The organism is Amycolatopsis sp. NPDC114503, from assembly GCF_055633655.1.
The window spans coordinates 683,056-706,205 of the sequence record NZ_JBVKDT010000004.1 but is presented as its reverse complement, the minus strand read 5'-3'; the positions used below and the strand labels follow the sequence as shown (position 1 = coordinate 706,205).

At 69.5% G+C, this 23,150-nt stretch carries 20 protein-coding genes; 8 read left to right on the top strand and 12 right to left on the bottom strand.

Annotated features, from left to right (window positions below; all coding sequences use genetic code 11):
- The first annotated feature begins 59 nt into the window (after window positions 1-59).
- Window positions 60-917: a tetratricopeptide repeat protein gene (locus ACZ7OI_RS20325; protein WP_470265746.1), complete on the top strand. Its 858-nt coding sequence runs from the start codon at window positions 60-62 to the stop codon at window positions 915-917.
- A 1,144-nt stretch (window positions 918-2,061) separates the two neighbouring features.
- On the opposite strand, the gene ACZ7OI_RS20320 is transcribed toward ACZ7OI_RS20325, so the two are convergent.
- Window positions 2,062-2,715, bottom strand: coding sequence for an NIPSNAP family protein (locus ACZ7OI_RS20320; protein WP_470265745.1), 654 nt, complete (start codon window positions 2,713-2,715; stop codon window positions 2,062-2,064).
- 16 nt (window positions 2,716-2,731) lie between these two features.
- On the opposite strand from ACZ7OI_RS20320, the gene ACZ7OI_RS20315 reads away from it, so the two are divergent.
- On the top strand, window positions 2,732-4,045 hold the full coding sequence (locus ACZ7OI_RS20315) for an MmgE/PrpD family protein (protein ID WP_470265744.1): 1,314 nt from the start codon (window positions 2,732-2,734) through the stop codon (window positions 4,043-4,045).
- Here ACZ7OI_RS20315 and tcuA read toward each other — a convergent pair.
- The 8 genes from tcuA to ACZ7OI_RS20275 are packed head-to-tail and all read right to left on the bottom strand — an operon-like array spanning window position 4,033 to window position 12,376.
- Window positions 4,033-5,481: an FAD-dependent tricarballylate dehydrogenase TcuA gene (tcuA, locus tag ACZ7OI_RS20310; protein ID WP_470265743.1), complete on the bottom strand. Its 1,449-nt coding sequence runs from the start codon at window positions 5,479-5,481 to the stop codon at window positions 4,033-4,035. The two genes, ACZ7OI_RS20315 and tcuA, sit on opposite strands and share 13 nt — an antisense overlap.
- A gap of 50 nt (window positions 5,482-5,531) precedes the next feature.
- On the bottom strand, window positions 5,532-6,461 hold the full coding sequence (locus ACZ7OI_RS20305; RefSeq protein ID WP_470265742.1) for a beta/alpha barrel domain-containing protein: 930 nt from the start codon (window positions 6,459-6,461) through the stop codon (window positions 5,532-5,534).
- On the bottom strand, window positions 6,454-8,070 hold the full coding sequence (locus ACZ7OI_RS20300) for an AMP-binding protein (RefSeq protein WP_470265741.1): 1,617 nt from the start codon (window positions 8,068-8,070) through the stop codon (window positions 6,454-6,456). The genes ACZ7OI_RS20305 and ACZ7OI_RS20300 overlap by 8 nt, the downstream gene beginning before the upstream one ends.
- Entirely contained in the window at window positions 8,067-9,089 is a 1,023-nt protein-coding gene (locus tag ACZ7OI_RS20295) for an LLM class flavin-dependent oxidoreductase (protein ID WP_470265740.1), read from the bottom strand. Before ACZ7OI_RS20295 ends, ACZ7OI_RS20300 begins: the two co-directional genes overlap by 4 nt.
- A 10-nt stretch (window positions 9,090-9,099) precedes the next feature.
- Window positions 9,100-9,573 (bottom strand): PaaI family thioesterase, encoded by a 474-nt coding sequence (locus ACZ7OI_RS20290; protein ID WP_470265739.1) that lies wholly within the window; start codon window positions 9,571-9,573, stop codon window positions 9,100-9,102.
- Entirely contained in the window at window positions 9,566-10,555 is a 990-nt protein-coding gene (locus tag ACZ7OI_RS20285; protein ID WP_470265738.1) for an Ldh family oxidoreductase, read from the bottom strand. The genes ACZ7OI_RS20290 and ACZ7OI_RS20285 overlap by 8 nt, the downstream gene beginning before the upstream one ends.
- Window positions 10,552-11,853 carry an MFS transporter gene (locus ACZ7OI_RS20280; protein WP_470265737.1) on the bottom strand — a complete coding sequence of 434 codons (1,302 nt, stop codon included), beginning with the start codon at window positions 11,851-11,853 and terminating at the stop codon, window positions 10,552-10,554. Before ACZ7OI_RS20280 ends, ACZ7OI_RS20285 begins: the two co-directional genes overlap by 4 nt.
- Window positions 11,854-11,899: 46 nt before the next feature.
- Complete coding sequence (locus ACZ7OI_RS20275) at window positions 11,900-12,376, bottom strand: flavin reductase family protein (protein WP_470265736.1); 477 nt, start codon at window positions 12,374-12,376, stop codon at window positions 11,900-11,902.
- A 78-nt stretch (window positions 12,377-12,454) separates the two neighbouring features.
- On the opposite strand from ACZ7OI_RS20275, the gene ACZ7OI_RS20270 reads away from it, so the two are divergent.
- Together ACZ7OI_RS20270 and ribA are read left to right on the top strand one after the other, a co-directional pair.
- Window positions 12,455-12,973 carry a MarR family winged helix-turn-helix transcriptional regulator gene (locus ACZ7OI_RS20270; RefSeq protein ID WP_470265735.1) on the top strand — a complete coding sequence of 173 codons (519 nt, stop codon included), beginning with the start codon at window positions 12,455-12,457 and terminating at the stop codon, window positions 12,971-12,973.
- 41 nt (window positions 12,974-13,014) lie between these two features.
- On the top strand, window positions 13,015-14,238 hold the full coding sequence (gene ribA, locus ACZ7OI_RS20265; RefSeq protein ID WP_470265734.1) for a GTP cyclohydrolase II: 1,224 nt from the start codon (window positions 13,015-13,017) through the stop codon (window positions 14,236-14,238).
- Between the two features lie 427 nt (window positions 14,239-14,665).
- Here the strand turns inward: ribA and ACZ7OI_RS20260 are convergent, their stop codons facing one another.
- Window positions 14,666-16,279: a sensor histidine kinase gene (locus ACZ7OI_RS20260; protein WP_470265733.1), complete on the bottom strand. Its 1,614-nt coding sequence runs from the start codon at window positions 16,277-16,279 to the stop codon at window positions 14,666-14,668.
- 400 nt (window positions 16,280-16,679) lie between these two features.
- Between ACZ7OI_RS20260 and shbA the strand changes: the two genes are divergently transcribed.
- From shbA to ACZ7OI_RS20240, 4 genes are all read left to right on the top strand, one after another.
- Window positions 16,680-17,294 carry an RNA polymerase sigma factor ShbA gene (gene shbA / locus ACZ7OI_RS20255; RefSeq protein ID WP_470265993.1) on the top strand — a complete coding sequence of 205 codons (615 nt, stop codon included), beginning with the start codon at window positions 16,680-16,682 and terminating at the stop codon, window positions 17,292-17,294.
- Window positions 17,295-17,935: 641 nt separating this feature from the next.
- On the top strand, window positions 17,936-18,103 hold the full coding sequence (locus ACZ7OI_RS20250) for a hypothetical protein (RefSeq protein WP_470265732.1): 168 nt from the start codon (window positions 17,936-17,938) through the stop codon (window positions 18,101-18,103).
- Between the two features lie 98 nt (window positions 18,104-18,201).
- Window positions 18,202-18,801 (top strand): DUF3558 domain-containing protein, encoded by a 600-nt coding sequence (locus ACZ7OI_RS20245; RefSeq protein WP_470265731.1) that lies wholly within the window; start codon window positions 18,202-18,204, stop codon window positions 18,799-18,801.
- A 141-nt stretch (window positions 18,802-18,942) separates the two neighbouring features.
- Window positions 18,943-19,569, top strand: a complete 627-nt coding sequence (locus tag ACZ7OI_RS20240; RefSeq protein WP_470265730.1) for a hypothetical protein — start codon at window positions 18,943-18,945, stop codon at window positions 19,567-19,569.
- A gap of 160 nt (window positions 19,570-19,729) precedes the next feature.
- Here the strand turns inward: ACZ7OI_RS20240 and ACZ7OI_RS20235 are convergent, their stop codons facing one another.
- Window positions 19,730-22,270 (bottom strand): Pls/PosA family non-ribosomal peptide synthetase, encoded by a 2,541-nt coding sequence (locus tag ACZ7OI_RS20235; RefSeq protein WP_470265729.1) that lies wholly within the window; start codon window positions 22,268-22,270, stop codon window positions 19,730-19,732.
- A gap of 303 nt (window positions 22,271-22,573) precedes the next feature.
- A complete protein-coding gene (locus tag ACZ7OI_RS20230) occupies window positions 22,574-23,002 on the bottom strand; it encodes a hypothetical protein (protein WP_470265728.1) in 429 nt (142 codons plus the stop codon).
- Between the last annotated feature and the right edge of the window lie 148 nt (window positions 23,003-23,150).

Genomic DNA, 23,150 nt, shown 5'->3' with positions numbered 1-23,150 from the left:
GGAGGACCTGAGTTCTCTCGCCCATGCCACCGCGCCGTAGAGTGGGCAGCGTCTGGGCCGTGACCGGGCAGCTGTCGATGAAGGAGCAGGCGTTGAGCTCGCAGGAGAGTCCGCTCACCGACCGGGCGATCGACCTTCGGTACGAAGGGCGGAACGATGAAGCCATCGCCCTGTTGAAGCAGGCCGTCGAGCTCGACGAGCCGGAAGCTCTCCGGGAACTCGCATATGCGCTGGTGGGCTCTCCGGACCCGGCGGCGGCGGTCCGGTTGATCAAGAAGGCGGTCAAGCGAGGCCGGACCGACCTCTGGAGCCTGTTGGCTTCGCTGGCCTCCGACGTCGGCAAGGCAAGGACCGCTGACCGGGCTTACCGGGCCGCGATCGAAGCGGGAGATATTTCCGCACTCAACGATTACGGCGTATTCCTCCGCGAGCAGGAGCGTTACCGCGAGTCTGTCGAGGTTCTGCGGCGGGCGTGCGACCACGGCGATGTGCTGGCCCCGGGGAATCTTGTCGCGACGTATGCCGACAACTTGTCGGACCTGCCTGCGGCGATTGAGGCGGGGGAGCGATACGCCGACCCCGAACGGCCGTCGGTATATCCAGCGTTGGCTGTCGCTTACGCACGAGCCGGTCAGCTCGACAAGGCGGACGCTCTGTTCCGGCGCGGGATCGCGGCCGGCGCGAGGAAAGCGCATCAAGCGTATGCATGGTTCCTTTGGGACGACAAGAAAGACGTGGCCGCCGCGGAGCGCCAGTTCTGGCTGGCGTTCGAAGCCGACGAACCCGGCTGGAGCTTGGGGCTGGGAGAACTGCTGACCGAACTCGGCCGCGATGCGGAGGCCCGGGCCGTGCTGGAGCGAGGCGCGGAATGGGGTGACCTGGACGCCCGTGCTCTGCTCGAGGAACTCGACCACTGACTCGCGTGGCGGGCCTCCGTCGCAGCTGGTCGCCGTCTCGGCAGTAACGCAACGACCATCGGGTCAATCAGCAGAGGCAGGTGACCCGGGCTGCGCGGAGGTCAGCGGATTCGGCGGGGGCACTGGTCTCCTCGGCTGCGAGTGGCTGTGGTTCTCAGGCCAGCGCTGCGAGTGCGGCGGCGACTTCGTGGATATCAGCGCGCACATAGGTAAAGGTGGTGCCGGCGTTGCTAGTGCTGGTGGGCACGGCATAAGCACAGGCATGGTGCAGTGCACGCAACCGATACTGGCGAGCGCGTCGGTATCGGGTTTTCGGGCGGCCTCGCCTCGGCGACGCGGATCTGTGTGCCTCGCTGAATGACGGTCCTCGGTCAGCGCTCGCTGGTAGGAGTTTCATCTTCGCCGAAGCAAGATTTGACGCGGTCGGGCTGATTCTGGCGGCGGCACAAGCGGGATGCGTGCGCCTGCTGGTCGTTGCTGAGGCCTAGCGCGGCGGATGGCGACTGCTGGCCCGTCCATCCGAACGGCACAGCTGGGCATCGGCTTCGGCGGAGTTCGTCCTTTCCTCGGCGAACCTTCGACGCCCATCGTCGGCACCGCAACCGCGACGGCTGAGACCACGCCGGCCGGATTGCAGATCGGGGAAGACGGGAAAGGTGCCCACGCTCCCGGATGTGCGCAGACGCGACTGGACGCGCCTGCTCCGGAGGGAACGGCACCGTTTCCAAAAGCTGCGATCATCGCGTCCGGGCGTGCGCGGGCTGCCAGGAGTAGTCCGCGGCGACGGTTCTTGGTTCGAGTCCAAGCGGGGGAGCCAAAGCCCAGGTCTTAGACCTGGGCTTTTTTCTGTCCGGAAGCAGGGGCGATTTAGCGTCGATTTTGCCGGTCTACTGAGGTAGCGGCGATACCGCGCTGGCCGCTATCGATGCTGGCGTGGTTGGCCTCGCTCGATATGTCGATTCGTTCCTCGACGAGTGCACGCGACGTCCTGAGGCAGCTTCAGGTTGCTGATCGAGCCCGGAACCGTGCGCAGGCAGGTCGTGGCCGCGTGAACGTTCCTGGTGCTGTCAACGTCAAGGCCCAGCGGACCGACCCGCGGCCGAAGCACCTCGAGAAGACGAACCGCGCCCGCCGGCCGTTCAGTTCAGTGCAGCGGTGAGAAAGCCGTCGGGATGGCGATGCTCGAAGTCGCCCGGGCGATGTTCTCCGGACCGTTCTCCGGCGGCCAGATTCCCCGTTCGTAGGACTCGCGGCGGATGGCGAGGCGTCCGTCGAGGCTGGGGAACGGCCAAATGTGCGTGATGCGCGGGATGCCGTCCAGGCCGTACATCGCTGTGGTGAGCGGGAAAAGCTTGGTGCGTTCCGGAAGCGCGGCCTCCCAGCCGGCCATGGTGGGCGGCAGGCCGCCGACTTTGAGTTCGTAGGTGCGGAATTCGTAGACGTCGCCGAAGTGCCCGGTCTGCACGGGCGGGAGGAACGGGAAAGGCGCGTAGCTGCTGACGGTGAACGAGTCCAGGTGCTCGCCGACCCCGAACGGGTTGGCGCTGGCGAGGATCCGTTGCCGTTCTTCGGCGAGTGCGGCCGCGTCCTCGAACTCTCGGAGCAGCAGCACACGGCCGACGATCTCTCCGTGTTCGGTCTCCCAGCAGCCGAGCAGCCTGCCGCGCGCCGTCGCGTTCGTGGCGTAATCCTCCAGGGCGGGCAGTGCTTTGGGGACTGTGTAGAGCTTCAGTGCGAGATGGGTCAGTTCGTAGAGCATCGCGACGCCTCCGTAAGCATGCGTATTGAGCGTAAGCATGCTTATACTATCAACCATGGGCGAAGACCTCGTGGGAGAACTGGCGGATTTCTGCGTGGGGACCACCACACAACTGCTGCCGGAGGACGTTCTCGACAAAGCCAAGCTATGCCTGGTGGACTTCCTGTCCGCGGCTCTGGTGCCTTCCGGCGAGAGCCGCATTGCCTTGCGCGCACTGGGAAATCCCGACGCTGATGCCGCGTTCGTCCTCGGTGCCGCGGCCCCGACGGCGGCGTACCTCAACAGCGTGCCCGCGGCGGCGACCGGCCGGACGGACACGCACGTCGAGAGTTCGTCGCATCCCGGCATGGTGGTGTTCCCCGCGCTGCTGGCCTTGGCCGGGCAGCACGAGGTGTCCGGCGGGCGTTTGCTGTCCGCGGCGGTGGTCGGCTACGAGGTGATGTGCCGCCTCGGCTCGGCTGTCATCACGTCCGAAATCGCCGCGACTTTCCGGCCCACGGGCGTGCTCGGCCCGGTCGCTGCTGCTGCCGCGTGCGCCCATCTGCTCTCTCTCGACGAGGTCGCGACCCGGGCGGCGCTTGGCATGGCGGCCAACGCGGCGTGCGGCCTCAACCACTGGGCGCGGGCCGCGACGCAGGAGCATGTGCTGCATTCGGCGATGGCTGCGCGGACCGGCGTCGAGTCGGCTTTGCTGGCGGCCGCCGGGTTGACCGCGTCCGGCGGGGCGGTCGACGGCGAGGCGGGATTGCTCGCGGCCTTCGGCGCCCGGGGCCGGGCGCACCGGCTCGCCGGGGGACCTGGCTTCGCGATCCGCGACATCGTGCACAAGCCCGCGCCGGCCTGCATCTACGTGCAGGGGCCTTGCCAGCTCGCCGAGGAGATCGTGCGGCGGCACCGTCCCGATCCGGCCCGCGTCGAATCCGTCCGCATCGGGCTTGCCGAGCAGGCGGTCCGGTATCCCGGCTGCGACAACAGCGGCCCGATCGCCGACGTCGTGGCCGCGCAGCTGAGCGTGCAGTTCAGCGTGGCTTCGGTGCTGGCGTCCGGCGGAATTCTCGACCGGAACTGGCGAAACCCGGCCGATCCCGAGGCGAACCGGCTCGCTGCCCGCTCCCGGCTGGTCGCGGATCCCGAGCTGACGGCGCGATTTCCGGCTCGCAACGGATCCTGGGTGCGTGTCCTGCTCGACGACGGGCGAGTGCTCATCGCCGAACAGGACACCTTCCCTTCGATGACCGCCGCCGAGATTGTCCGGCGGTTTCATGCGGCCGCTGACCAGGTTTACGGCCGGGCGGGCAGCGAGGCGATCCTCGCGTGCATCGATCGGCCGTCCGCGTCCGGCCTGCTGCACGCTCTTCAGCTGCGCTGAAGAGCCTCGGTCACGGCGGTGCGGCCTGCCGAACGGCCGAACACCGCTGCCCGCATCAGTGCGGCGCCGCCGGGATAGTCGCCGTAGAACAGGCCGCCGGTGGCCTCGCCCGCCGCGTACAGCCCGGGCACGGGTGCGCCGTCGGAAGCCAAAGCGCGTCCGTCGGGGTCGATTCGCACGCCGCCGAAGGTGAACGTCAGCCCGGCCACCGCGTGGTAGGCGACGAACGGCGGCCGGTCCAGAGGGACGGCCCACTGCGATTTGGCCGGCTCGATCCCGTTCGTGCTCCCGTCTTCCCGGCAGGCACGGTTGAATTCCTCCACGGTGCGGACCAGCGCCTCGGCGGGCACGCCGAGGCGCTCGGCGAGCGCGGGCAGAGTCGGCGCGGTGACCGGGACCGCGGCCCCGGCGAACTCGTCCGCCACGCGCGCCGCGGCGTGCTGGTCGAAGATTTCGTACGCTTCGCGACCGGGCTGGCCCATGATCGCCTTGCCCATCTTCGAATAGTTCTTGACCCACGGGCCGGGCCCTTCGTCGACGAACCGCTCGCCGTCCCGGTTGACGAGCACCCCGAGCCAGAACCCGTGCAGCGGGAACGGCGGTGACGCCTCGCTGCGCTCCGGCGCGGGCATGGTGGGGTCCACGGCGGCGGAGTGACAGGTCGACCAGATCCCGGCGGGACCGGCCCCGGCCCGCAACGCCGCCGCGATGCCGTCGCCGGTCGCCTGGCGGGTGCCACGTAGTTTCACGTTCTCCCATTGCGGTCCCAGATGCCGGAGCCGCAACTCGCGGCTGGCTTGGAATCCGCCGCTGGCGATCACCACCGCGTCCGCCGGAAGCACCCCGTCGGCGGTCCGCGCGCCGGTGACCCGCTCGCCTTCGCGGACGACGTCGACGAGCGGGGTGGACCAGCGCAGTTCGACGCCGATCTGCTCGGCGTACCGCAGCAGCGGCTTGATCACCTCGAACCCGCGCGACATCCCCTCGCCCGTGCTGGTCAGGATCTGCCCGGGCGGGATGTGCAGCACGCCGTCCCGCACGCCCGCTCCGACTGTCCGGTTGAAGGTGAAGCGCACTCCTTTCGCGGACAGCCACCGCACGGTGTCCAGCGAGCGTTCCGCTAGCGCTGCCACCAGTTCCGGGTCGGCCTGGCCGTCGCTCATCGCGGTCAGTTCGGCTGCGTAGGCCTCGCGGGTGTAGGGCGGGGCGACGATTTCCTCGGCGTGCATGCCGGGTTCGAAGTCCTGGGTGATCGAGGTGAGGTCGTCCGGGCCGTCGTAGCAGAAGAGGAACAGCCCGCCGGAAAACGCGGCGTTCCCTCCGACGTCGGCACGGCTGCCCTTTTCCAGCAGGACGACGTCCGCTCCGGCTTCGCGGGCGGAGATCGCGGCGGCGAGCCCCGTCAGGCCCGCTCCGGCGACGACAATGTTCGGCACTGGTCCTCCTTGACCGGTTGCGATGATCGGTTCCGGGAGAAGATCCCGGTTCACCAGCGGAAGGCGAGCGGCTGCCCGGGGCGGTCCGGCACCGGTCCGGTGCGCCGGACGAAACCCTTGCCGGGCACGCCGAGTTCGTCCGCGAGCCAGTTCGCGGCGGCGATCAGGCGCGGCAGGTCGATTCCGGTGTCCACATCGGACAATTCGAGCAGTTGGACGGCGTCCTCGGTGCAGATTCCACCGCCCTGTGCTCCCGGCATGGCCGGATGCCCGCCGCTGCCGGCGAGCGCGGTGTCGATGTTCCGCACGCCGAGGTCGAGCAGGGGCAGCAGGGCGGCCAGGCCCATGCCGCGGGCGTCGTGGATCTGCACGGTGAGGTTTTCCGCCGGTATGTGCGCGAGCGCGGCGGAAACGAGGTCGCGGATCTGCGGCGGGGCCGCGTAACCGGACGAGTCGGCGAGAATCCACCGGTCCACGCCGAGGTCGCGGAGCCGGCGGGCCAGCGGTTCCAGTTCGTCGGCGCCGCGGGCGGGCCCGGTCGGGCCGCCCCAGGCGAAGATCACGTAGGTGCCGAGCTGGAGGCGGTGGCCGGCGGCGTAAGCGGCCATGCGTTCGAGTTCGGCCAGTGAGTCCATTGTGGAGCGTCCGATGTTGGCGCGGGCGAAATCTTCGTCTGCCGAGAGAAGGAACGACGCGCTGTCCGCACCCGCGTCGATCGCGCGGGCCAGGCCGCGGACGTTGCCTACACAACAGCCGAGGTGCAGGCCCGGAGTGCCGCGCACAGCCGCGAAAACCTCCTCGGCGTCGGCGAGTCCCTTGATCAGGTCGGGACGCACGAACGAAGACAGCTCGAACGCGCGGACCCCGGCGTCGACGAGCCGTTGCACAAGCTCGACCTTGACCTCGGTCGGCGCAATGTGGTCCTGGAATGTCAGGCGTGGCGCGATTTCGCGGATGCGCACCGCCTTCCGCTCAGACATGGCGGGTCGGGGTGAGTCCGGCGGCCTGTGCGTCCCACGCCTCGCCCCGGCCTTGGCCGCGCAGGTCGGTCTTGCGGACCTTGCCGGTCGGGGTGACGGGCAGCTGCTCGAGCACGCGGTAGTAGCGGGGGACCATGAAATGCGGCAGGGCCCGGTCGCAGTGCGCGAACAGCTCCGCGAAGTCCGGCCTCCGCCCGGATTCCAGCTGCAGCACGGCGAGGACCTCGTCCTCGCCCAGCTCCGACGGCGTGGCGACTGCCGCCGCCGCGACCACGCCGGGGTAGGCGAGCAGGACCGATTCGACCTCGTGCGAGGAGATGTTCTCGCCGCGCCGGCGCAGGGCGTCCTTCTTGCGGTCGATGAAGTAGAAGTACCCGTCCTCGTCGGTGTAGCCGAGGTCGCCGGTGTGCCACCAGAGGTCTTTCATCGTCGCGAGGGTGGCCTCGGGTTCGCCGCGGTAGCCGGAGAACATGATGTTCGCCTCGCGCGGCCGGTACACGATCTCCCCGGCTTGCCCGGGCGCCGCGCGGTTCCCGGAGTCGTCGTGGACCTCGAGGATCGATGACTCCGTGGGCAAGCCGATCGAGCCGATCTTGCGCGCTGCCAACGGGTTGTAGAGGACGTTCTTGATTTCGGTGAGCCCGTAGCCTTCCACGACCTGGATTCCGAACCGTTCCTCGAACGGCTCCAGCACCTGCGGCGGAGCGGGCGCGGCGAACACTCGCTTGACCCGGTGGTCGCGGTCGCTTTCGGACGGAGGCTGGGCCAGCAGCACCGGCAGGATCGAGCCCAGCGCATTGAACTGGGTGACCCCGCCGTCCCGGATCTCGTCCCAGAACCGGCTCGCGGAGAACCGGCGGCCGAGCACCACGGTGGCGCCGGCGAACAGCCCGTGCAGCGTGATGTTGACCTGGGCCGCCCCGTGGAACAGCGGCAGGCAGGTGTACAACCGCTCGTCGGCGGTGGTCCCCATCTGCTGCGCGCATTCCTTGGCAGCGACGACCTGCATGCGGTTCGGGTACACGACACCCTTGCTGCGTCCGGTGGTGCCGGAGGTGAGCATGACCGCGACCGGATCAGCCGGGCCGACCGCGGGAAGCTCGCGGGCGGGGTCGCCGGAGGCGAACAATTCGGGCCAGCCCAGCACCCGCACCCCCGGCGGCGTGCGGCCGGGCGCGGCGTCGTCGAGCACGACGACGGTGGTCAGCGTGTCCGGCAGGTCCGGGAGGTCGGCGACGAGGCCGAGCAGCGCGGGCTCGGTGACCAGGATCCGGACGCCGGTACTGCGCAGCGCGTGGTCGAGGAACTGTCCTTTGTAGGCGGTGTTGACCGGGACCTCGACGAGCCCGGCGCGGGCGGCGCCGAACCAGGCGAGCAGGTATTCGACGCGGTTGGGCAGGAGAATGCCGACCGAGTCGCCCGGCGCGGCGCCGGTGGCGAGCAGGCCGCGCGCGACCTCGGAGACCGCCAGGTCCAGCTCGCCGTAGGTCAGCTCGGCTCCGTCGACCACGAGCGCGGGTTTGTCCGGGTGCTGCCGTGCCCGCTCGGCGATCAGCCCGCTGACGGTCTCCGCCGCGAGGTCTTCGGATCGCGGGACCGAACGCGTCATGCCAGCTCCTTCTTCGCCAGGGCGAGGAATCCCTCCAGGGCCGGGTCCCACGCCGCTTCGGCGCCGGTGGTCACGAGGAACGCGTCGACGCCGAGGTCACGATAGGTGCCCAACGTGTTCAGGATGCGCTCCTCGGTGCCGACCAGCGCTTGCGAGTTGGCGAACCCGCCCAGCAGCTTGGTCAGCCCGGTCCAGAAGCAGTCGTCGTGCAGTTCCTCGTCGGTCAGCGCGAGAGCCCGCTGCCTGCCGACCGAGGTGTCGGTGGACGACGAGCGCAGGAACTTCCCGGAGGCTTCGGCGATCTGCCGTTCCGCCGCGCGCGCTTGGGCCCAGGCGTCGTCGTCGGTGTCGCCGACGAACAGGCGCAGGCTCAAGGAGAACCGCATCTTCCGGCCGTACCGCTCGGCGGCGTCGCGGACGCGGTCGATGCGTTCCTTCGTGCCCGCGAACGGCTCGCCCCACAGCATGTACAGGTCGGCGTGGCGGGCGCCGAAGTCGACCGCGTCGTCGCTTTCGCCGCCCATGAAGATCGGCACCTGGCCCTGCACGGGCTTGGTCAGGATCTTCACCGCCTCGGCGGTGTAGTACTCGCCGTGGTGATCGAACTGTTCGGGAGAGGTCCAGGTGCGCCGGACGACGTCGAGGTATTCGACCGCGCGCCGGTAGCGCTCGGCCTTGGGCAGGTCGTCGGATTCGCGGCGCAGGTCCTTGTCGGAACCGCCGACGACCACGTTGATCGCGAGCCTCCCGCGGGCGAGCACGTCGAGCGTGGCGAAGTAGCGCGCGGCGGCCGCCGGCGGCATGACGCCCGGGCGGTGCGCGACGATCGGCGAGAACTTCTCGGTGAGCGCGAGGGCGAACGGCGCGGTCGCGTGATTGTGCGGCCAGGTCGAGGAATACCCGACCAGGACGCGGTCGACCACCTCGGAACGGTCCAGTTCCCGGACTCGCGCGAGCAGGGCGTCCGGGCTGGTTTCGCCCGCTTCGAGGGGCTGCAGCCCGGTGAAGAATTCGACCATCGGGTCCTCCTTATTCGTGTGCCAGCCAGGCCTGATGCCTGGCGAAGTGGTCGGGCCGCCGGGTGCGGAGTTCGGCGCTGGCGGCGGCCAGTGCGACGGTGCCGCCGGCGAGGGTCATCCGCGCGGAGACGTCCCAGCGCCGGCCGTCGTGGCTGTCGATCCGCGCCGTCACCGTGAGCGGTCGTTCGACCGGAACTGGGCGGTGGTAGGAAATGTGGAGCGATTTCGTGACCAGCCGGGCTTCGCGGCGCAGGGCGGCGGTGTTCAGCACGTCGTCGAACACCGCCGCGGTCCAGCCGCCGTGAGCGACCTCGGGACCACCGCACCAGTGCCGCGGGCAGACGACGTCGAACGTCGTCGCGACTTCGCCGGCGTGCGCGATCTCGACGCCGAGGCGGCACCGGTCGTCCGGGGCGCAGCCGCCGCACAACAGCCGTCCCGACGGCGACGGGCCGATCCGGAAGTCGTCTGCTCGGTCACTCATGCGCGATCTTCCGCAAAGCCGTGACCACCGCGTCCGGAACGTCGATCGTGCCGCGCCGCAACGCTTCTTCGCGGCAAGCGGCGGACCGGTCGAACGGCACGCGGACGGCGGGGCCCCCTTCCACGGGCCGGGTCGCCCGGATCGACGCGGCGTACTCGCTGACGCGGCGGCGGTAGTCGTCCGGGTCGGTGAGCGTGGCCGGATCGACCAGCAGCACGAAGAACCCGCAGTCGGAGATGCCCGGCGGGGCCGCGGCCGCGCCGCTCATCATGCCGAGCAACTGCACCACCATGGCCAGCCCGGAACCCTTGTGCCCGCCCCACACGCCGAACGCGCCGCCCAGCGCCGCCGCCGGGTCGAGGGTGGGCGCCCCGGAAGCGTCGAACGCCTGGCCCTCTTCGAGTTTTTCGCCGAGCCGCGCTTTCAGCACCACGTCGCCGTACATCACCGCGGAGGTGCCGATGTCCCAGATGACCGGAGTCGGCGACGCGGGGAATCCGAACGCGATCGGGTTGGTGCCGAACCTGCCCTCGGTGCCGCCCTGCGGGGCGACGACGGCGGGCCCGCTGCCCGCGATCATCCCGGCGAGCCCGGCCGCGGCCGCCTTCTCCAGGTAGTAGGAAAACATGCCGGTGTACCAGGTGTTGCGGGCGCCGACGACGGCCATTCCGTGCGCGCGGGCCTTCTCCGCCGCCAGGTCGAGCGCCCGCATGCCGACGAGGTAGCCCACCTGGTCGCCGCCGTCGAGAGCGGCCGAAACCGGAGTTTCCGCGAGCACCCGGATCGGGTGCGCAGCCCCGTCCGCGGCGCGGATACGCTCCACAATGGACAGTGCGCGGGCGAGCCCGCCGAACGTCAGCCCGCGCAGTTCGCAGTCGAGCAGGTGTTCGGCGATGACGGCGGCCTCGTCCGGGGTGTGCCCGGCCTGGGTCATGGCGGCCACGACGAGATGGTGGGCGTCGGTCAGGGGCAAGGTGGTCATGAGCCGGACTCCGCGGTCAGGGGAAGGGCGGACGGGGAAGCTGCGGGGGTGCGGGCCGCGCGGCGGGTGAGCGCGAACGCGGCGAGCGCGCTGGCGGCGGCCGCGGCCAGCAGCAGGTACGCGGGGGAGCGGCGGTCGCCGGTCAGCTCGACCAGCGCCTGGCAGATGAACACCGCCGAACCGCCGAGGATGCCGACAGTCACGTTGTAGGAGATGCCGACGAGGCTGCCGCGCCGGCGCACGGGAACGAGCTGGACGTAGGTGATCGGCGCGACGCCCGAGTAGAACGCCGGACCGGCCGACAGCGCCACCGTGCACACGACGATCAGCCACAGCGGAGGGTCGCTGGCCAGCGCGGCGAACAGCGGGTAGCTCACGACGAGCACCGCGAGCGAGGACGCCAGCAGTACTTTCGGACGGCCTCGCCAGTCTGCGGCGCGGCCGCCCGCGAGGACGAGGAAGACCCCGACCAGCAGCGCGAACGCGATCACCGCGGTTGCCGCGACGGGGGACAGCCGCAGCTGGATGAGATAGCTCTGCACATAGGTGTAGACCATGTAGATGCCGACGATGTGCAGCACCGACACGCCGACGAGCAGGAGCACCGAGGACCATTGCCGGTCCTCCGACCGGTCCGGGGCGGACGGCCGGTTGCGGGCGTCGAGGAACTCCGGCGTCTCGCCGAACCGGCTGCGCAGGTAGAGGCCGATCCCGCCGATGGGAAAGGCCAGCAGGAACGGCACCCGCCAGCCCCACACGAGCATTTGCGCCGGAGTCAGCGCGGCGCTCAGCGACAGCACGACGACCGCGCCCAGCAGGAATCCGGCCAGGCTGCCGACCTGCACCCGGCTCGACAGCGCCCCGCGCCGGTGCGGCGGGGCGAACTCGGCGACGTAGATGATCGCCGTGGTGAACTCGCCGCCGCCGGCCAGCCCTTGGGCGAATCGCAACAGCACCAGCAGGATCGGCGCGGCGACGCCGATCGTCCCGGTCGACGGCAGCAGGCCGATCAGCGTGCTGCCGCCCGCCATCAGCAGCAGCGACGCCACCAGCGCGGGGCGGCGGCCGTGCCGGTCCGCGATCGGGCCGAACACCAAGGCCCCCGCGGGCCGCGCCAAGAACGCCGAGCCGAACACCGCGAACGACGACAGCAGGCCCGCGCCGGTGCTCGCGGCCGGGAAGAACACCTTCGCCAGCACGGCGGAGAGGAACCCGTAGACGGCGTAGTCGTAGGTCTCCACGGTGTTGCCGATCGAGGCCGCGAGCGTCGTGCGTCTCGCTTCTGCCGGTGTGGTCATGACGTGCCTCTCCGTTGAGGTCGGGGCTGACTGACGCGGGCGCGGCTCAGGCCGCGAGGTGGTGGTACTGGCTGCGGAAGAACAGCAGCGGCTCCGCCGTGGTGTCGGCGGCCAGGTCGTCGACGCGGCCGAGGACGAGGTGGTGGTCGCCGGCGTCGTGCACGGCCTCGATCGTGCAGGCGATCCAGGCGACGGCCCCGTCGAGCACGGGATCGCCGTTCGGCCCGGGATGCCAGTCGACGCCGGCGAATTTGTCCCCGCCGGAGACCGCGAACGCACGGCAGACGTCCTCCTGTCCGGCGGCGAGGACGTTGGCGCAGAACGTGCCGCGCCGGGCGAGCACCGGGAACGTCGAGGACGTCTTGCCGGGCAGGAAAGCCACCAGCGGCGGATCGAGCGAGACCGACGTGAACGACGAAACCGCCAGGCCCGCCGGGCGTCCGTCCTCGTCCCGTCCGGTGATCGCCACGACGCCGCTGGGGAAATTCCCCAAAGCGGAGCGGAACCGTGATGATGTAAGCATGCTTAAACCATATAAGCGTGCGGATACGAATGCAAGCATGCTGACGCACATCCGCGCCCGGCGCTCTACGCTGCGGGAGTGACCGATCCCTTGCCTTACGTAGACCCGTTCGACGACGGCCGCTCGCCCGCGCGCGCGGAGACCGGCATGGACGAGGCGTCCTCCCTGATCGACGCCGTGTTCCGGTTCGAGCGCGCGGTCTCGCGGATCGGCAACGCGCGGCTGCGGCGGTGGAACATGACGTTGTCGAGCTACACAGCGCTGCGAATCCTGGCCAACCGGCCGCATCTGACGCTGGCCCAGCTGTCCCGGCGGTGCTACGCCCGCCCGCAGACGATGACGCGCATCGTGACCCAGATGGAGAAGCGCGGGTTCGTCGCCCGCGGCGCGCACCCGGAAAGCGAGCGGGCCCTGTCGCTCGAGGTCACCAAGGCCGGTCTCGCCGCGCTTGAGGAGATGGACGCCGAGGTGCTGCGGATCAGCGACACCCTGGGGTCGGTTCTCGGCCGGGACGAGATCGTCGCCGCAGATCGTCAGCTGCGCCAGGCCGCCCTTGTCGTCGAGGGCGAGCTGCGCGAGATGGAGCGCGGCGAATAGTAAGCATGCTCATTTAACGTAAGCATGCTTATACTGGCGTCATGGACCGAATGACCATGGCGCTGGACGCGCTGCGCGAGGGCAGGCCGGTGCTCGTCACCGACGCCGCCGACCGCGAGAACGAGGGCGACGCAGTGCTGGCCGCGCACGCCGCGTCGGCGCACTGGGTCGCGTGGACCGTGCGGCACACCTCCGGACTGCTGTGCGCCCCGATCACCCCGGGCCGAGCGGCGGACCTCCGGCTGCCGCCGATGGTGGAGCACAACGAGGACGCGCGCGGCACCGCCTACACCGTGACGGTGGACGCGAAAACCGGCGTGACCACCGGAATCAGCGCCGCCGATCGCGCCCGCACCCTGCGACTGCTGGCCGACCCGACGGCCGGCGCCGCGGACTTCACCCGCCCCGGCCACGTCCTCCCGCTGCGCGCACGACCCGGCGGCGTCCTGGAGCGGCCAGGACACACCGAAGCGGCGGTCGATCTGTGCCGGCTCGCAGGCGTGCCACCGGTCGCGGCCATCGCGGAACTGGTGGCCGACGACGGATCGATGCTCCGCGGCCCCGGCGTCAAGGAACTCGCGGGCCGGTTCGATCTGCCCGCGCTGAGCATCGAGGAGCTGATCTCCTATCGGCTGCGGAATCCTCTTCCCGTCGGCGAACAGCCGCGCGTGGTGCGAACCGCGGAAACCGAACTCCCGACCCGGTACGGCCGCTTCCGCGCGGTGGGCTATCTGGACCTGCGCACCGGTGCCGACCATGTCGCGCTCATCCGCGGCGAACCGGGCGACGAGGCGACCGTACGCGTGCACTCCGAATGCCTGACCGGCGAATCCCTGGCCTCCACCCGCTGCGACTGCGGCCCGCAACTCGACGCCGCCCTCGCCCGGATCAGCCGCGACGGCGGGGTGCTGGTGTACCTGCGCGGGCACGAGGGCCGGGGCATCGGGCTGGCGAAAAAGCTGGCCGCGTACGAGCTTCAGGACCGCGGACTGGACACAGTGGACGCCAACCTCCGCCTGGGCGAACCGGCCGACGCACGAGAATACGGGGCTGCGGCGGCCATCCTGCGGGATCTGGGGATTGCGCGGACGCAGGTCCTCACCAACAATCCCGGGAAGATCCGGGATATGGAAGCGGGCGGGATTTCCGTCCTGCGGAGGCTTCCGTTGACGGTGGGCGCCACGACGGCGAATCTTCGTTACCTGGCAGCGAAACAGCAACGCATGGGGCATCTCTTCACCGAACGCGAGAGCCTCCGGCGGTAGTCCGACAACGGATTCCGGGGGTTGCCCAGTCCGCTTGGCCGGACGAGCCCGGTTGCCCGTACGGACACCCGAACACGAGCAGCCTGACGCACTTCGGCGGGCGGGGGATCCCCACTCCGAGGCTGGCGACGGCGATGTTGCGGGCGCCAATCCCTGACCACCAGCAAGGACGTGACCCGGGAACACGACGACGGCGCGACGCTGATCGGGCCGTCGACCTCGGGCTCGCCGGACACGAGATCTCCGCCGCCGCGCCCGCGCGGAAGCGACCCGGTTGATCGACCCGGCTCGCCCCGGCCAGGAGGTACGGCATCGGTGCGGAGCCGTCCGATCCCGCCGAGGCGTTCCCCGGCGGACGAAGCGGCCTGATCCGGCCCTGGGCGGTATTCCGCGCGTGAACCGCTTTCGGCGGAGTCGATCCGGCAGGTCAGCCGAAGCGGTCCGAAGGGCCCGTCTCTGCGAGCGGCAGCTGCCAGGTGACCACCGTGCCGCCGCCCGCGCGGGCGGCGGTCGCGAAGTCCCCGCCGAACCGTGTGCTGTGCGCGGCCGGTGCCGCTGGAGTTCCGTCGTCCTCGACTCGCGCGTACACGCGGCCAGGCGCCGGTTCGGGGCGCAGTTCGGCGATGACGAGGACGTGCCGGGCACCGGGACGGCCCGCTACATCGGACAATGCGGTCTTCAGCATTTCGAGCAATGCCGCCGCGGCCTGATCGCCGAGCGCGGTGTCCAGCCGGCTGTCGGCCCGGGTCGTGGTGGCGACGCCGAGCGTCGCCGCGGCGCTGTCGACGAGATCGTGGATCCGCCGGTGCAGGTGGCGTTGCGGGGCGGGGTCGTCCGGCACCGCGAAGACGGCGGAGTTCAGCTGCCGGATGACGTGGTCCAGTGCTTCGACCGCGTCGTGCACGCGCTCCGCCGCGGCCGGACGCTGGATGAGCTTCAGCGCCGCGGTCAGTTCCATGCCGATGCCGGAGAGCCGCGCGACCACGGACGTGTTGAGCTCGCGGGCGATCCGTTCGCGGTCGTCGAGCAGCGACAAACGCGCCGCGTCCGACCTTCGCTCGGCCAGTTCCAAGGCGATCGCCGCCTGCGCGGCGAACAGCTCCAGCGATCGCACGGCCTGGCGCGCGGCGACGGTGCGTCCCGGTTCGTTGACGACGGCGAGGACGCCGCGCACCGCGTCTGGCGACCCCAGCGGCACCCCGAGCGCCGAGCCCACGGCGACCTCCGGGCCCAGGCCGGCGTCACGGCCGGCTTGCGCGGCGTTCTCGTTGATCGCCGACTCGCCGGTCCGGTAGACCCGCACGGCCAGCGGTTCCGAGCTGGAGCCTCCGGCGAGCGGCAACCGCAGCGTCCGGTACGCCTGCGACTGCGCGCCGGCCGCGGCCGCGGTGACGAGATGCTCTCCGTTGTCGTCGGGCGCCAGCAGCAGCGTCTGGTCGACTTCGGCGATCTCGCGCGCCCGGGCCGCGATCAGGTTCAGCACCTCGGCAGGCGCGACGTCCGCCAGCAGCGCCGTGGAGATGTCCGCGGCCGCGGCGAGCTGCTGATTCGCCTGGTGCAGTTCCCGGCTGCGCGCGAACACCTCGGCTTGCATCGCCTGCACCTCCCCGGTCTCCGGTTCGGGCCCGGCTGCGCGCAGTTGACGCAGGAAACCCGTCACTTCCTCGACGCGGTGCAGGATGAGCCGCACCGAACCGTCGGGACCGAGGACAGGTGCGTTGACCGGGCTCCAATAACGCTGCTCCACGACGCCTGGGTGCTCGGGGACCTCGACGTCGTAACGCTGCAGCGGCATCGTGTGCCGTCGCCGGGTGGACCGCACCCGCTCGAGCGACGCGCGCAGCGCCCGGGCCCCGCGCGGGTTCTGCGGATCGTCCGGGAACGCCGCGAACACGTCTCGTCCGAGCAGATCGTCCCGGCGGCGGCCCGAAACCGCCTCGTAAGCGTCATTGACCGCGAGGATGACGAATTCCCGCGACAACACCGCGGTCGGCGACGGCGCGGCCAGGAACACCGCTTCGAAATCAACAGAGTCCGGCATCACGCCCCGATCTTCCCCCGCTGGGGACCCTCGCCGACGTAAACCCGCCGGAATCAGGACCGTCCGGACCGATTCGCATCGGTCCGGACACGTACGAGGAGCAGCGCGCGGACGCGAGCGGCACACGCACGGCAGCCTCTTGCGGCCGGCACGCCCGGAACGGAATTCCTCCCCGAGGACCAGCCGGCGATTTTCGCGAGGTGACTTTGGTCCCCGTTCGCGGGCCGCATGTCTCTGCCGGTGCCGGTGCTCGTCCGGCACGCTCGTAGCGGCAGGGACGGGTGTGCGGGGCGAGGGGACGACCGTGGCGGCAGACGAGCAGGGCTTCAGCGGTTCGGCCGGTTCCCGCGGCGTCGGCGTCTTGTCGCGTCCTGAGTTCCAGCCCGGCGCCGGAGTTTCCGTGCTCGACGATCCCGTCGCGGAGGCGGCAGTTCCCCGGGCCTCCGGGCGGCTGGCCGACGAGGAACTGCACTCGCTGCTGCTCGCGGCCAGGGACCACGACAAGATCGCGATCGCCCGCCTGCTCGCGATTCTTCGTCCGGCGGTCACGCGATACTGCCGGGCCCGGATGGGCGGGCGGGATCTGCGGTACGTGTCCGCTGACGATGTCGCCCAGGAGGTGTGTGTCGCCGTCCTGCGGTCGCTGCCCGTCTACCAGGACCGCGGCGGGTCGTTCCTGAGCCTGGTGTTCGCGATCGCGGCGAACAAGGTGGCCGACGCCTACCGGGCCGCGGCGCGCGACCGGCTTCAGCCGTTCGCCGAGGTGCCCGAGGTCGAGGTGTCGGGAAACGAGCCCGAAACGCAAGCGCTGCGCCTCGACCTGGGCAGCACCCTGCAGGCGCTGCTCGCCCGGCTCACCCCGATCCAGCAGGAGATCCTGACGCTGCGCATCGTGGTCGGCCACACCGCCGACGAGACCGCGCGGGCGCTGGGCATTTCGGCGGTCAACGTCCGCGTCACCCAGCATCGCGCGCTGGCCAAACTGCGCGAGATGCTCAAAGACCAGGACTGGTGACCCGAGCGGCGGCTGGTCTTTGGAACACCGGGCGTGCCGGGAGAATCGCCTGCTGCTGATGCTTCTCTCCGGAGCGGGGTCCGCTCCTGGCGGAAGACTTGTGCTGGCCTATTAGTACGCGCGCTGCTCGCCTGGTTCCCGTCGAAGCAGGTGCGGTTGCCCGCCGAGGTGCGAAGCCGACACGGTGGCGCTGGCGGAGGGGGGCCGGCCGAACTCGCCGGGAAACGGGCCCGATTCGACGCGCTTTCCCTGTGGGACCGGTCCCGCGCCTGTCTGAACGGCGTCTTCCGCGGCGCGGCGCGGGGAACTGGCGGGCTTTTTCCGGGAGAGCAGAAGACGATGAATGACGAATCCGCAACTGTGAAGGTATCTACCGGTGATTTCCGCATCCTTCGGCGTACGAGCTGACTGAAATAGCCGACACGCGGACCGAGAACTCGGCTCGGGCGTGGCGCTGTTCGCCGGTCACGCCCGGTGTCCGCCAAAGCGGCAGCGACGTCGCCGGAGCCCAGTGGCACCCTGGCCGCGACAATCACCCAAGGCATCGGGCAATATCCCCCAGGACACCAAGGCGAAGACACGATGCTGACACCAGGAGGTCAGGCGCTCTCGCCTGTCCCCTCCAGTCTCTGGGAGAGCCGATGACCGAAACCTCTGCCCTGTCCCTGGTCGACGAGATCGCCCGGCTCCTCGACTGGCGCGAAGAGTTCACGCCGGAAAATGATCGACCACAACGTGTCGATGCGGCGGACCGATTATGCTTACATCAACGCGGTGAAAAAGGCCAACGGAGCCCACGTGCGGCATGACACCGACGCCGCGGAAGCTCTTGGAAAACTGAATCCCGGAAATCCCGCTGCTGGCGGAATCTATCAATAGGATATCTGTGACTCTCTCTCGATTTCGTGTGGCCCTGATCGGCATTGCAGGCGCGGTGGCTGTTGCGGTCAGCGGGTGTTCCGAACCGACGCGGGGGACGGCAAGTCCGACGCCTTCCGGTGCCAGTCGAAGCGGTTCGCCCTCTTCGTCGGGGAGCGAAACTGCCGAGGCGCCGAAGGTTCCCGCTCCGGTCAATGTGGACAAGTTCCTTGCGGATCCGTGCAGCATGCTGACGTCAGCGCAGCTGTCCGCGTTGCAGTTGAGCCAGCCTGAGGCTGATAAAGCGTCCAGCTCCGTCGGTTGCGGGTGGCGGTTAAGCGACGGCTACACGGCCGTCAGCGCGACGTTTCTGACCACGGTGAAGAACGGCCTAACGAACGCCTACCGGCAAAACGCGTCCGGATACTACAAAGACGGCTACTTCGAGCCGACGGTCGTGAGCGGTTTCCCGGCCGTGCTGGCCAACACCGCGGATCGCCGCAGCCAAGGCCAGGCGACCATGCTGGTCGGCGTGTCGGATCAAACCGAGATGCAGGTGCTGATCCAGGGCACGCCCGGCAGCGACGCCACGACAGCGGCCACGAACGTGACCAAGGCGGTCCTGTCGACCATGCAAGGCGGGCAGTGAGATGGCGGGGCAGTCGATGCCCGCGGAGCAGATCTACGACAGTTTCGCCAACGTGGTCGGGCTGGTCGGGTTGATGCGGGCGGCCGACCACGTCACCTCGTTCCAGTCCCGGTAGCGCTGGCCAAACTCGCCGACATCATTGTGCTCAGCGCCGGCTTCCAAGGCGAGACGGTGGTGTTCGAGCCGTGGCTGACGCTGCTGGTCGACACTGGCGACAGGGCGCTGTTCACCGGCGTGTACCGGCCGTCGTTCCCGGCCGACGACGCCACGCCGGGCCTGCCGGATCTGTGCTGGCGACGCTCGGAGTGGGTGCGCGACATCGACGCCGCGCAAGTCGGCGACGCGCTCGATCGGCCGGCATACCTGGCCGGCGACAAACAGATCGCGTCCACGATCCAGTTCGCCCGGCTGGACCGGCAACCGAGCCTGGCCTCGCTGATCCAGCGCTCCGTGGCCCAATTCGCCGACGGCGTCGCGGTCGCCGCGGCCCGCCGGCCTGATGCGGCGTGGCATTGGCTCCAGGTCACCGTGGCCGACGACAGCCTCAGCAGCCGGATTGAGTACTCGCCGCTGCTTGCCCGGTCAGACGCCGTCGAAGCCTGGCTCCCGCGCTGGCTGGGAGCCGTCGACGCCCTCGACAGCACGCAGCTCAGCCAACCAGACGACGAAATAACAATCAGCTACCGTCGTTCGCTGCCCGAAATGCTGGCCGCTACGCGCAGCGGAACCGAAGGGCTTGGATCTGGCAAGGGCGCGACGCCAGCGTGATATCCGCGGCGGAATCGATGGGAACGGATTCGAGAGCGGGCTTGTGCCGCGTCAATTCCTTCGACCGCCGCCGGACACGGTATCACTCTCGCTCGCACGACGAGAAAACTTGGCTGCGCGGACGGGATTGGCCGCGTTATCGGTCCTGGTTCTCGCCAGGTCAACGACAGTCCTGCCCGCGTTTGTCACCGGCGAGCGAATGCTGCCGAGGCGGCCCGGCCGGGTCCTCGTGTGCTGGATTCCCGCCCCAGCGGGCGTTTTCCGGGACCTCTTCGCCCTTCATGAGGAAGGAATTCGCGGAAAGCGACGAGCCCTGGCCCATTCTCACGCCGTAGTGCACCAAGGCGCTGACGCCGACGGAGCAATCATTGCCGATGGCGATGCGGTCCATCTTGAAACCGCCGTCCTCCTGTGAATGGCACTGGACGATGGAGCCGGCGTTGAGCGTGACGTCGTTTCCTATTCGCACCAGTGTTTTTTCCGCGATGAAACAGCCGTCGTCGAACAGCTTGCGGCCGACCTTGGCTCCCAGCAGCCGCCACGCCAGCGCCTTGAACGGGGTGCCGTTGAGCAACTGGATGTGCTCGGTCGCGGACGCCGCTTTCCAGAACCGTTCGTGCCGCCAGAACCGCCGGTCGTAGATCGAGCACGACATCGGGCGCAGCGGCCGGACGAGGACGGCGATCCGTTCCACCGCAACGAAATACGCGACGCTGTAGAGGGTCATGCCGACCGCGTCGAGCGCGAAGAGCGGCGCGCCGAGCTTGGCGTAGTAGATCTTCGATGCCCAGGCCAGCAGTATCAGCCCGAAGGTGAACAGCCAGTGGTACAGCACGAACATCAGCATGGACACCGTGTTGTGCCGGGTTTTCGCCGCCAGCCCGCGCCGGAATTCGGCCGGGGTTCCCGGATGGCCGAGCTGGCTGTCGCGGTCGACCGAGCGCGGGATTTCGAAGCTCGGCGAGCCGAGCAGCCCGACGTTCGAGCGGAGCGGGCCGTCGAGGGGCACCAGAACCTTGGTGGCCAGCAGGCAGTTGTCCCCGGTCCTGGCTCCGGCGGGGTAGGCGATGTGGTTGCCGAGGAAGTTTTTCGCCCCGACTCGCACCCGGGACAGGCGGAAGGAAGTGCTGGTGTATTCGGCGTTGAGGACCGACAGCCCGTCGGCGACCATCGTGCCCGCCCCGGTCGCGAAAAGGAACGGGTTTTCGAACTTCTCCTGCTGCCCGAAATTGGAACCGGTCTGCTCGGCCTTGGAGATCTTGCAGCCGACGCTGCGGAGGTAGTGCACGATGGCCGCGCTGTCGCCGAAGACGTCCTTGAAGAACCGTGTGTTGGCGAGCCGCCGGATCACCCGGTGCGCGGCGTGGCGCGGGCCGTAGAACCGGTAGGTCTCGCCTGGTTTGAGGAGCGGGTTGAGCAGCCGGGGCACGGTGACGCTGACTGCGAAGCTGAGCAGCCGCACGCCGGCGAACAGAATCGCGGAGACGATCAGGGCCTTGCCGTAGAACTTCGCGTCGGTGAAGTCCAGCTCGGCCGAGCCCAGTCCCAGGACCGGGTTGAGCTGCGGAGCGGCGACCAGCAGCAGGTAGAGCATGCCGAGCGCCAGCGGGATCGCCACGAGGACCGCGAACAGCAGCTGGCGCACGGCGAACCAGGCCCGGCGGACGCCGCCGCAGGCCCTCGGCTCGACCCGCCGGTACTGCACGGCCGCCGGGACCGCGGGCGAGCCGTGCCAGCTCTCCCCGTCCGGGACCGCCTGCCCGGGGTGCAGCGCCGAGGCATGCCCGAGCTCCGCGTTGTCGCCGATCCGGGTGTCGATGTCGAGCACGGACATCTCGCCGAGGTAGGCGTGCGCGCCGATGTCGACCCGGCCGGTCCGGAGCACTCCGCCTTCGGCGCGGTAGGTGGTGAAGTAGGTGTCCTTGCAGATCACCGTGCCTTCGCCGATCGTCAGCAGGTCGGTGCACACCGGCACGAATGCCGACAAGGCCGTCACGCCGTGGCCGATCCTGGCCCCGAGCGCCCGCAGGTACAGCGAGTAGAGCGGAGAGCCGGAGAAGAACGGGAGCAGCGGGTTCCGCTGGACGAGGGTCTTGACCAGCCAGAAGCGGACATAGCCCAGGCTCCACACGCGGATCTCCCTCGGCGTCCACCGGCCGACGAGGACCCATTTGAGCGCGATCGGGACCGTGCCTCCGACGAGCAGCACCGCGGCGCCGAAGGCGACCGAACGCAGGTAGCAGGTCAGCACTCCGGAGCCGGCGATGAGCCAGTCCGCGCCGATGCCGAGGATTTCCGCGGCCAGCAACGAATAAGCTGCGAAGAGCAGCAATTGCAGCACTCCGCAGCCGAGGTATTCCAGCGGGCTTGCTCTTCGCCGCACTCCGGCCGGTCTCGCCGGGGGCTGCTCCGCGGCGCGCCCAGGGGGTTCGGCGGACTCGGCGACGGCGGCGGTCGCGAGCCCGGCGGCGGTCGGGGTGCGGTACACGTCTTTCATCGACACCGACGGCAGTTCCGGCCGCTTGCGCACCCGGGCGCAGAACTGCGCCATCATGAGCGAATTGGCTCCGAGATCGGAGAAAAAGTTGCTGTCGACCGGAACGTGCTGCCGTCCGGTCAACTCCGCCATCACGTCGGCGAACGCCTGCCCTGTTTCGTCCGGAGGGCGGGGACGGACGACCGGGGATTCGGTGCGATCCATGCCGTCACGATCGCATGACGTGATTTCGGCGTAACCGCCCGACGGCGGAGTTGGCTCTTTCGCAACCATTTTGATGTGCAATGTGTATGACAAAAGACCCAAGGTGGTTAAGGAAGGTTCAGGCCGCTGTGGATTATGTTTCGTGCGGCCGAGTGTAATCGGCACTAAAAACGCTGTCCAGTGCTGGAATCAATGCGGTTATCGCAAGTCGGTACCGGCCGGTATTGTTGTCGGATAAGTATTTTTGATGGCTGACGGGGCCGGGTGAATGGGAATATTCATTTTCTGGCTTCTCGCGGCGGCTCAGCGCCGCCGGAGGAACAAGGTGATCGCGGCGGACACGTTGGCGCGCACGAACTCTTCCGGTTCGGCGGACAGCACCGCACGCATCGGCTCCACGCTGCTTTCGGCGCCGGGCAAATCGAACACCGCGCAGCCCGCGGCGTTGCGGACGTCCCAGTCGTCGTCCTCGCGGGCGAGCCGGAGCAGCTCATCCCGGCACCGGTCGGCAAGAGCGGGCTCGGCGAAGTCCAGCAGCGGAATCGCCCGGATCGCTTCGATCCGGACCAGGTCGTCCTCGGCGACGTCGTTCGCGGTCGACAGCAGGAACGGTTCGAGCACCGGCGAATCCCCGGAGCCGGGGACCAGCAGCCGCAGCGCCTGGAAACGGTCGTCGGCGGTCATCTGGCCGAAGTGGTCGACCAGTTCGCGGGCGGTCGGCTCGGCGGGCACGGTCCTGATCGTATCGAGACGGCCGGCCGGGGGATGATCAGGTCCGGTCGTGGGGGGCCTGGCATGCCGGCGCCCGCACACGCCCGGCTCGACTCTCGCGACCCCTTGCCGCAAAAGGGGAATCGGCGATGTCGAGCCAGGCATGAGC

What these genes read in the sequence shown, in the direction of transcription:
- ACZ7OI_RS20290 (WP_470265739.1), bottom strand. Translation starts at nt 9,573, where the DNA reads ATGAGTGACCGAGCAGACGACTTCCGGATCGGCCCGTCGCCGTCGGGA.
- ACZ7OI_RS20295 (WP_470265740.1), bottom strand. Translation starts at nt 9,089, where the DNA reads ATGGTCGAATTCTTCACCGGGCTGCAGCCCCTCGAAGCGGGCGAAACC.
- ribA (WP_470265734.1), top strand. Translation starts at nt 13,015, where the DNA reads ATGGACCGAATGACCATGGCGCTGGACGCGCTGCGCGAGGGCAGGCCG.
- ACZ7OI_RS20285 (WP_470265738.1), bottom strand. Translation starts at nt 10,555, where the DNA reads ATGACCACCTTGCCCCTGACCGACGCCCACCATCTCGTCGTGGCCGCC.
- ACZ7OI_RS20305 (WP_470265742.1), bottom strand. Translation starts at nt 6,461, where the DNA reads ATGTCTGAGCGGAAGGCGGTGCGCATCCGCGAAATCGCGCCACGCCTG.
- ACZ7OI_RS20275 (WP_470265736.1), bottom strand. Translation starts at nt 12,376, where the DNA reads ATGCTTACATCATCACGGTTCCGCTCCGCTTTGGGGAATTTCCCCAGC.
- ACZ7OI_RS20280 (WP_470265737.1), bottom strand. Translation starts at nt 11,853, where the DNA reads ATGACCACACCGGCAGAAGCGAGACGCACGACGCTCGCGGCCTCGATC.
- ACZ7OI_RS20320 (WP_470265745.1), bottom strand. Translation starts at nt 2,715, where the DNA reads ATGCTTACGCTCAATACGCATGCTTACGGAGGCGTCGCGATGCTCTAC.
- ACZ7OI_RS20235 (WP_470265729.1), bottom strand. Translation starts at nt 22,270, where the DNA reads ATGGATCGCACCGAATCCCCGGTCGTCCGTCCCCGCCCTCCGGACGAA.
- ACZ7OI_RS20260 (WP_470265733.1), bottom strand. Translation starts at nt 16,279, where the DNA reads ATGCCGGACTCTGTTGATTTCGAAGCGGTGTTCCTGGCCGCGCCGTCG.
- ACZ7OI_RS20315 (WP_470265744.1), top strand. Translation starts at nt 2,732, where the DNA reads ATGGGCGAAGACCTCGTGGGAGAACTGGCGGATTTCTGCGTGGGGACC.
- ACZ7OI_RS20300 (WP_470265741.1), bottom strand. Translation starts at nt 8,070, where the DNA reads ATGACGCGTTCGGTCCCGCGATCCGAAGACCTCGCGGCGGAGACCGTC.
- ACZ7OI_RS20250 (WP_470265732.1), top strand. Translation starts at nt 17,936, where the DNA reads ATGACCGAAACCTCTGCCCTGTCCCTGGTCGACGAGATCGCCCGGCTC.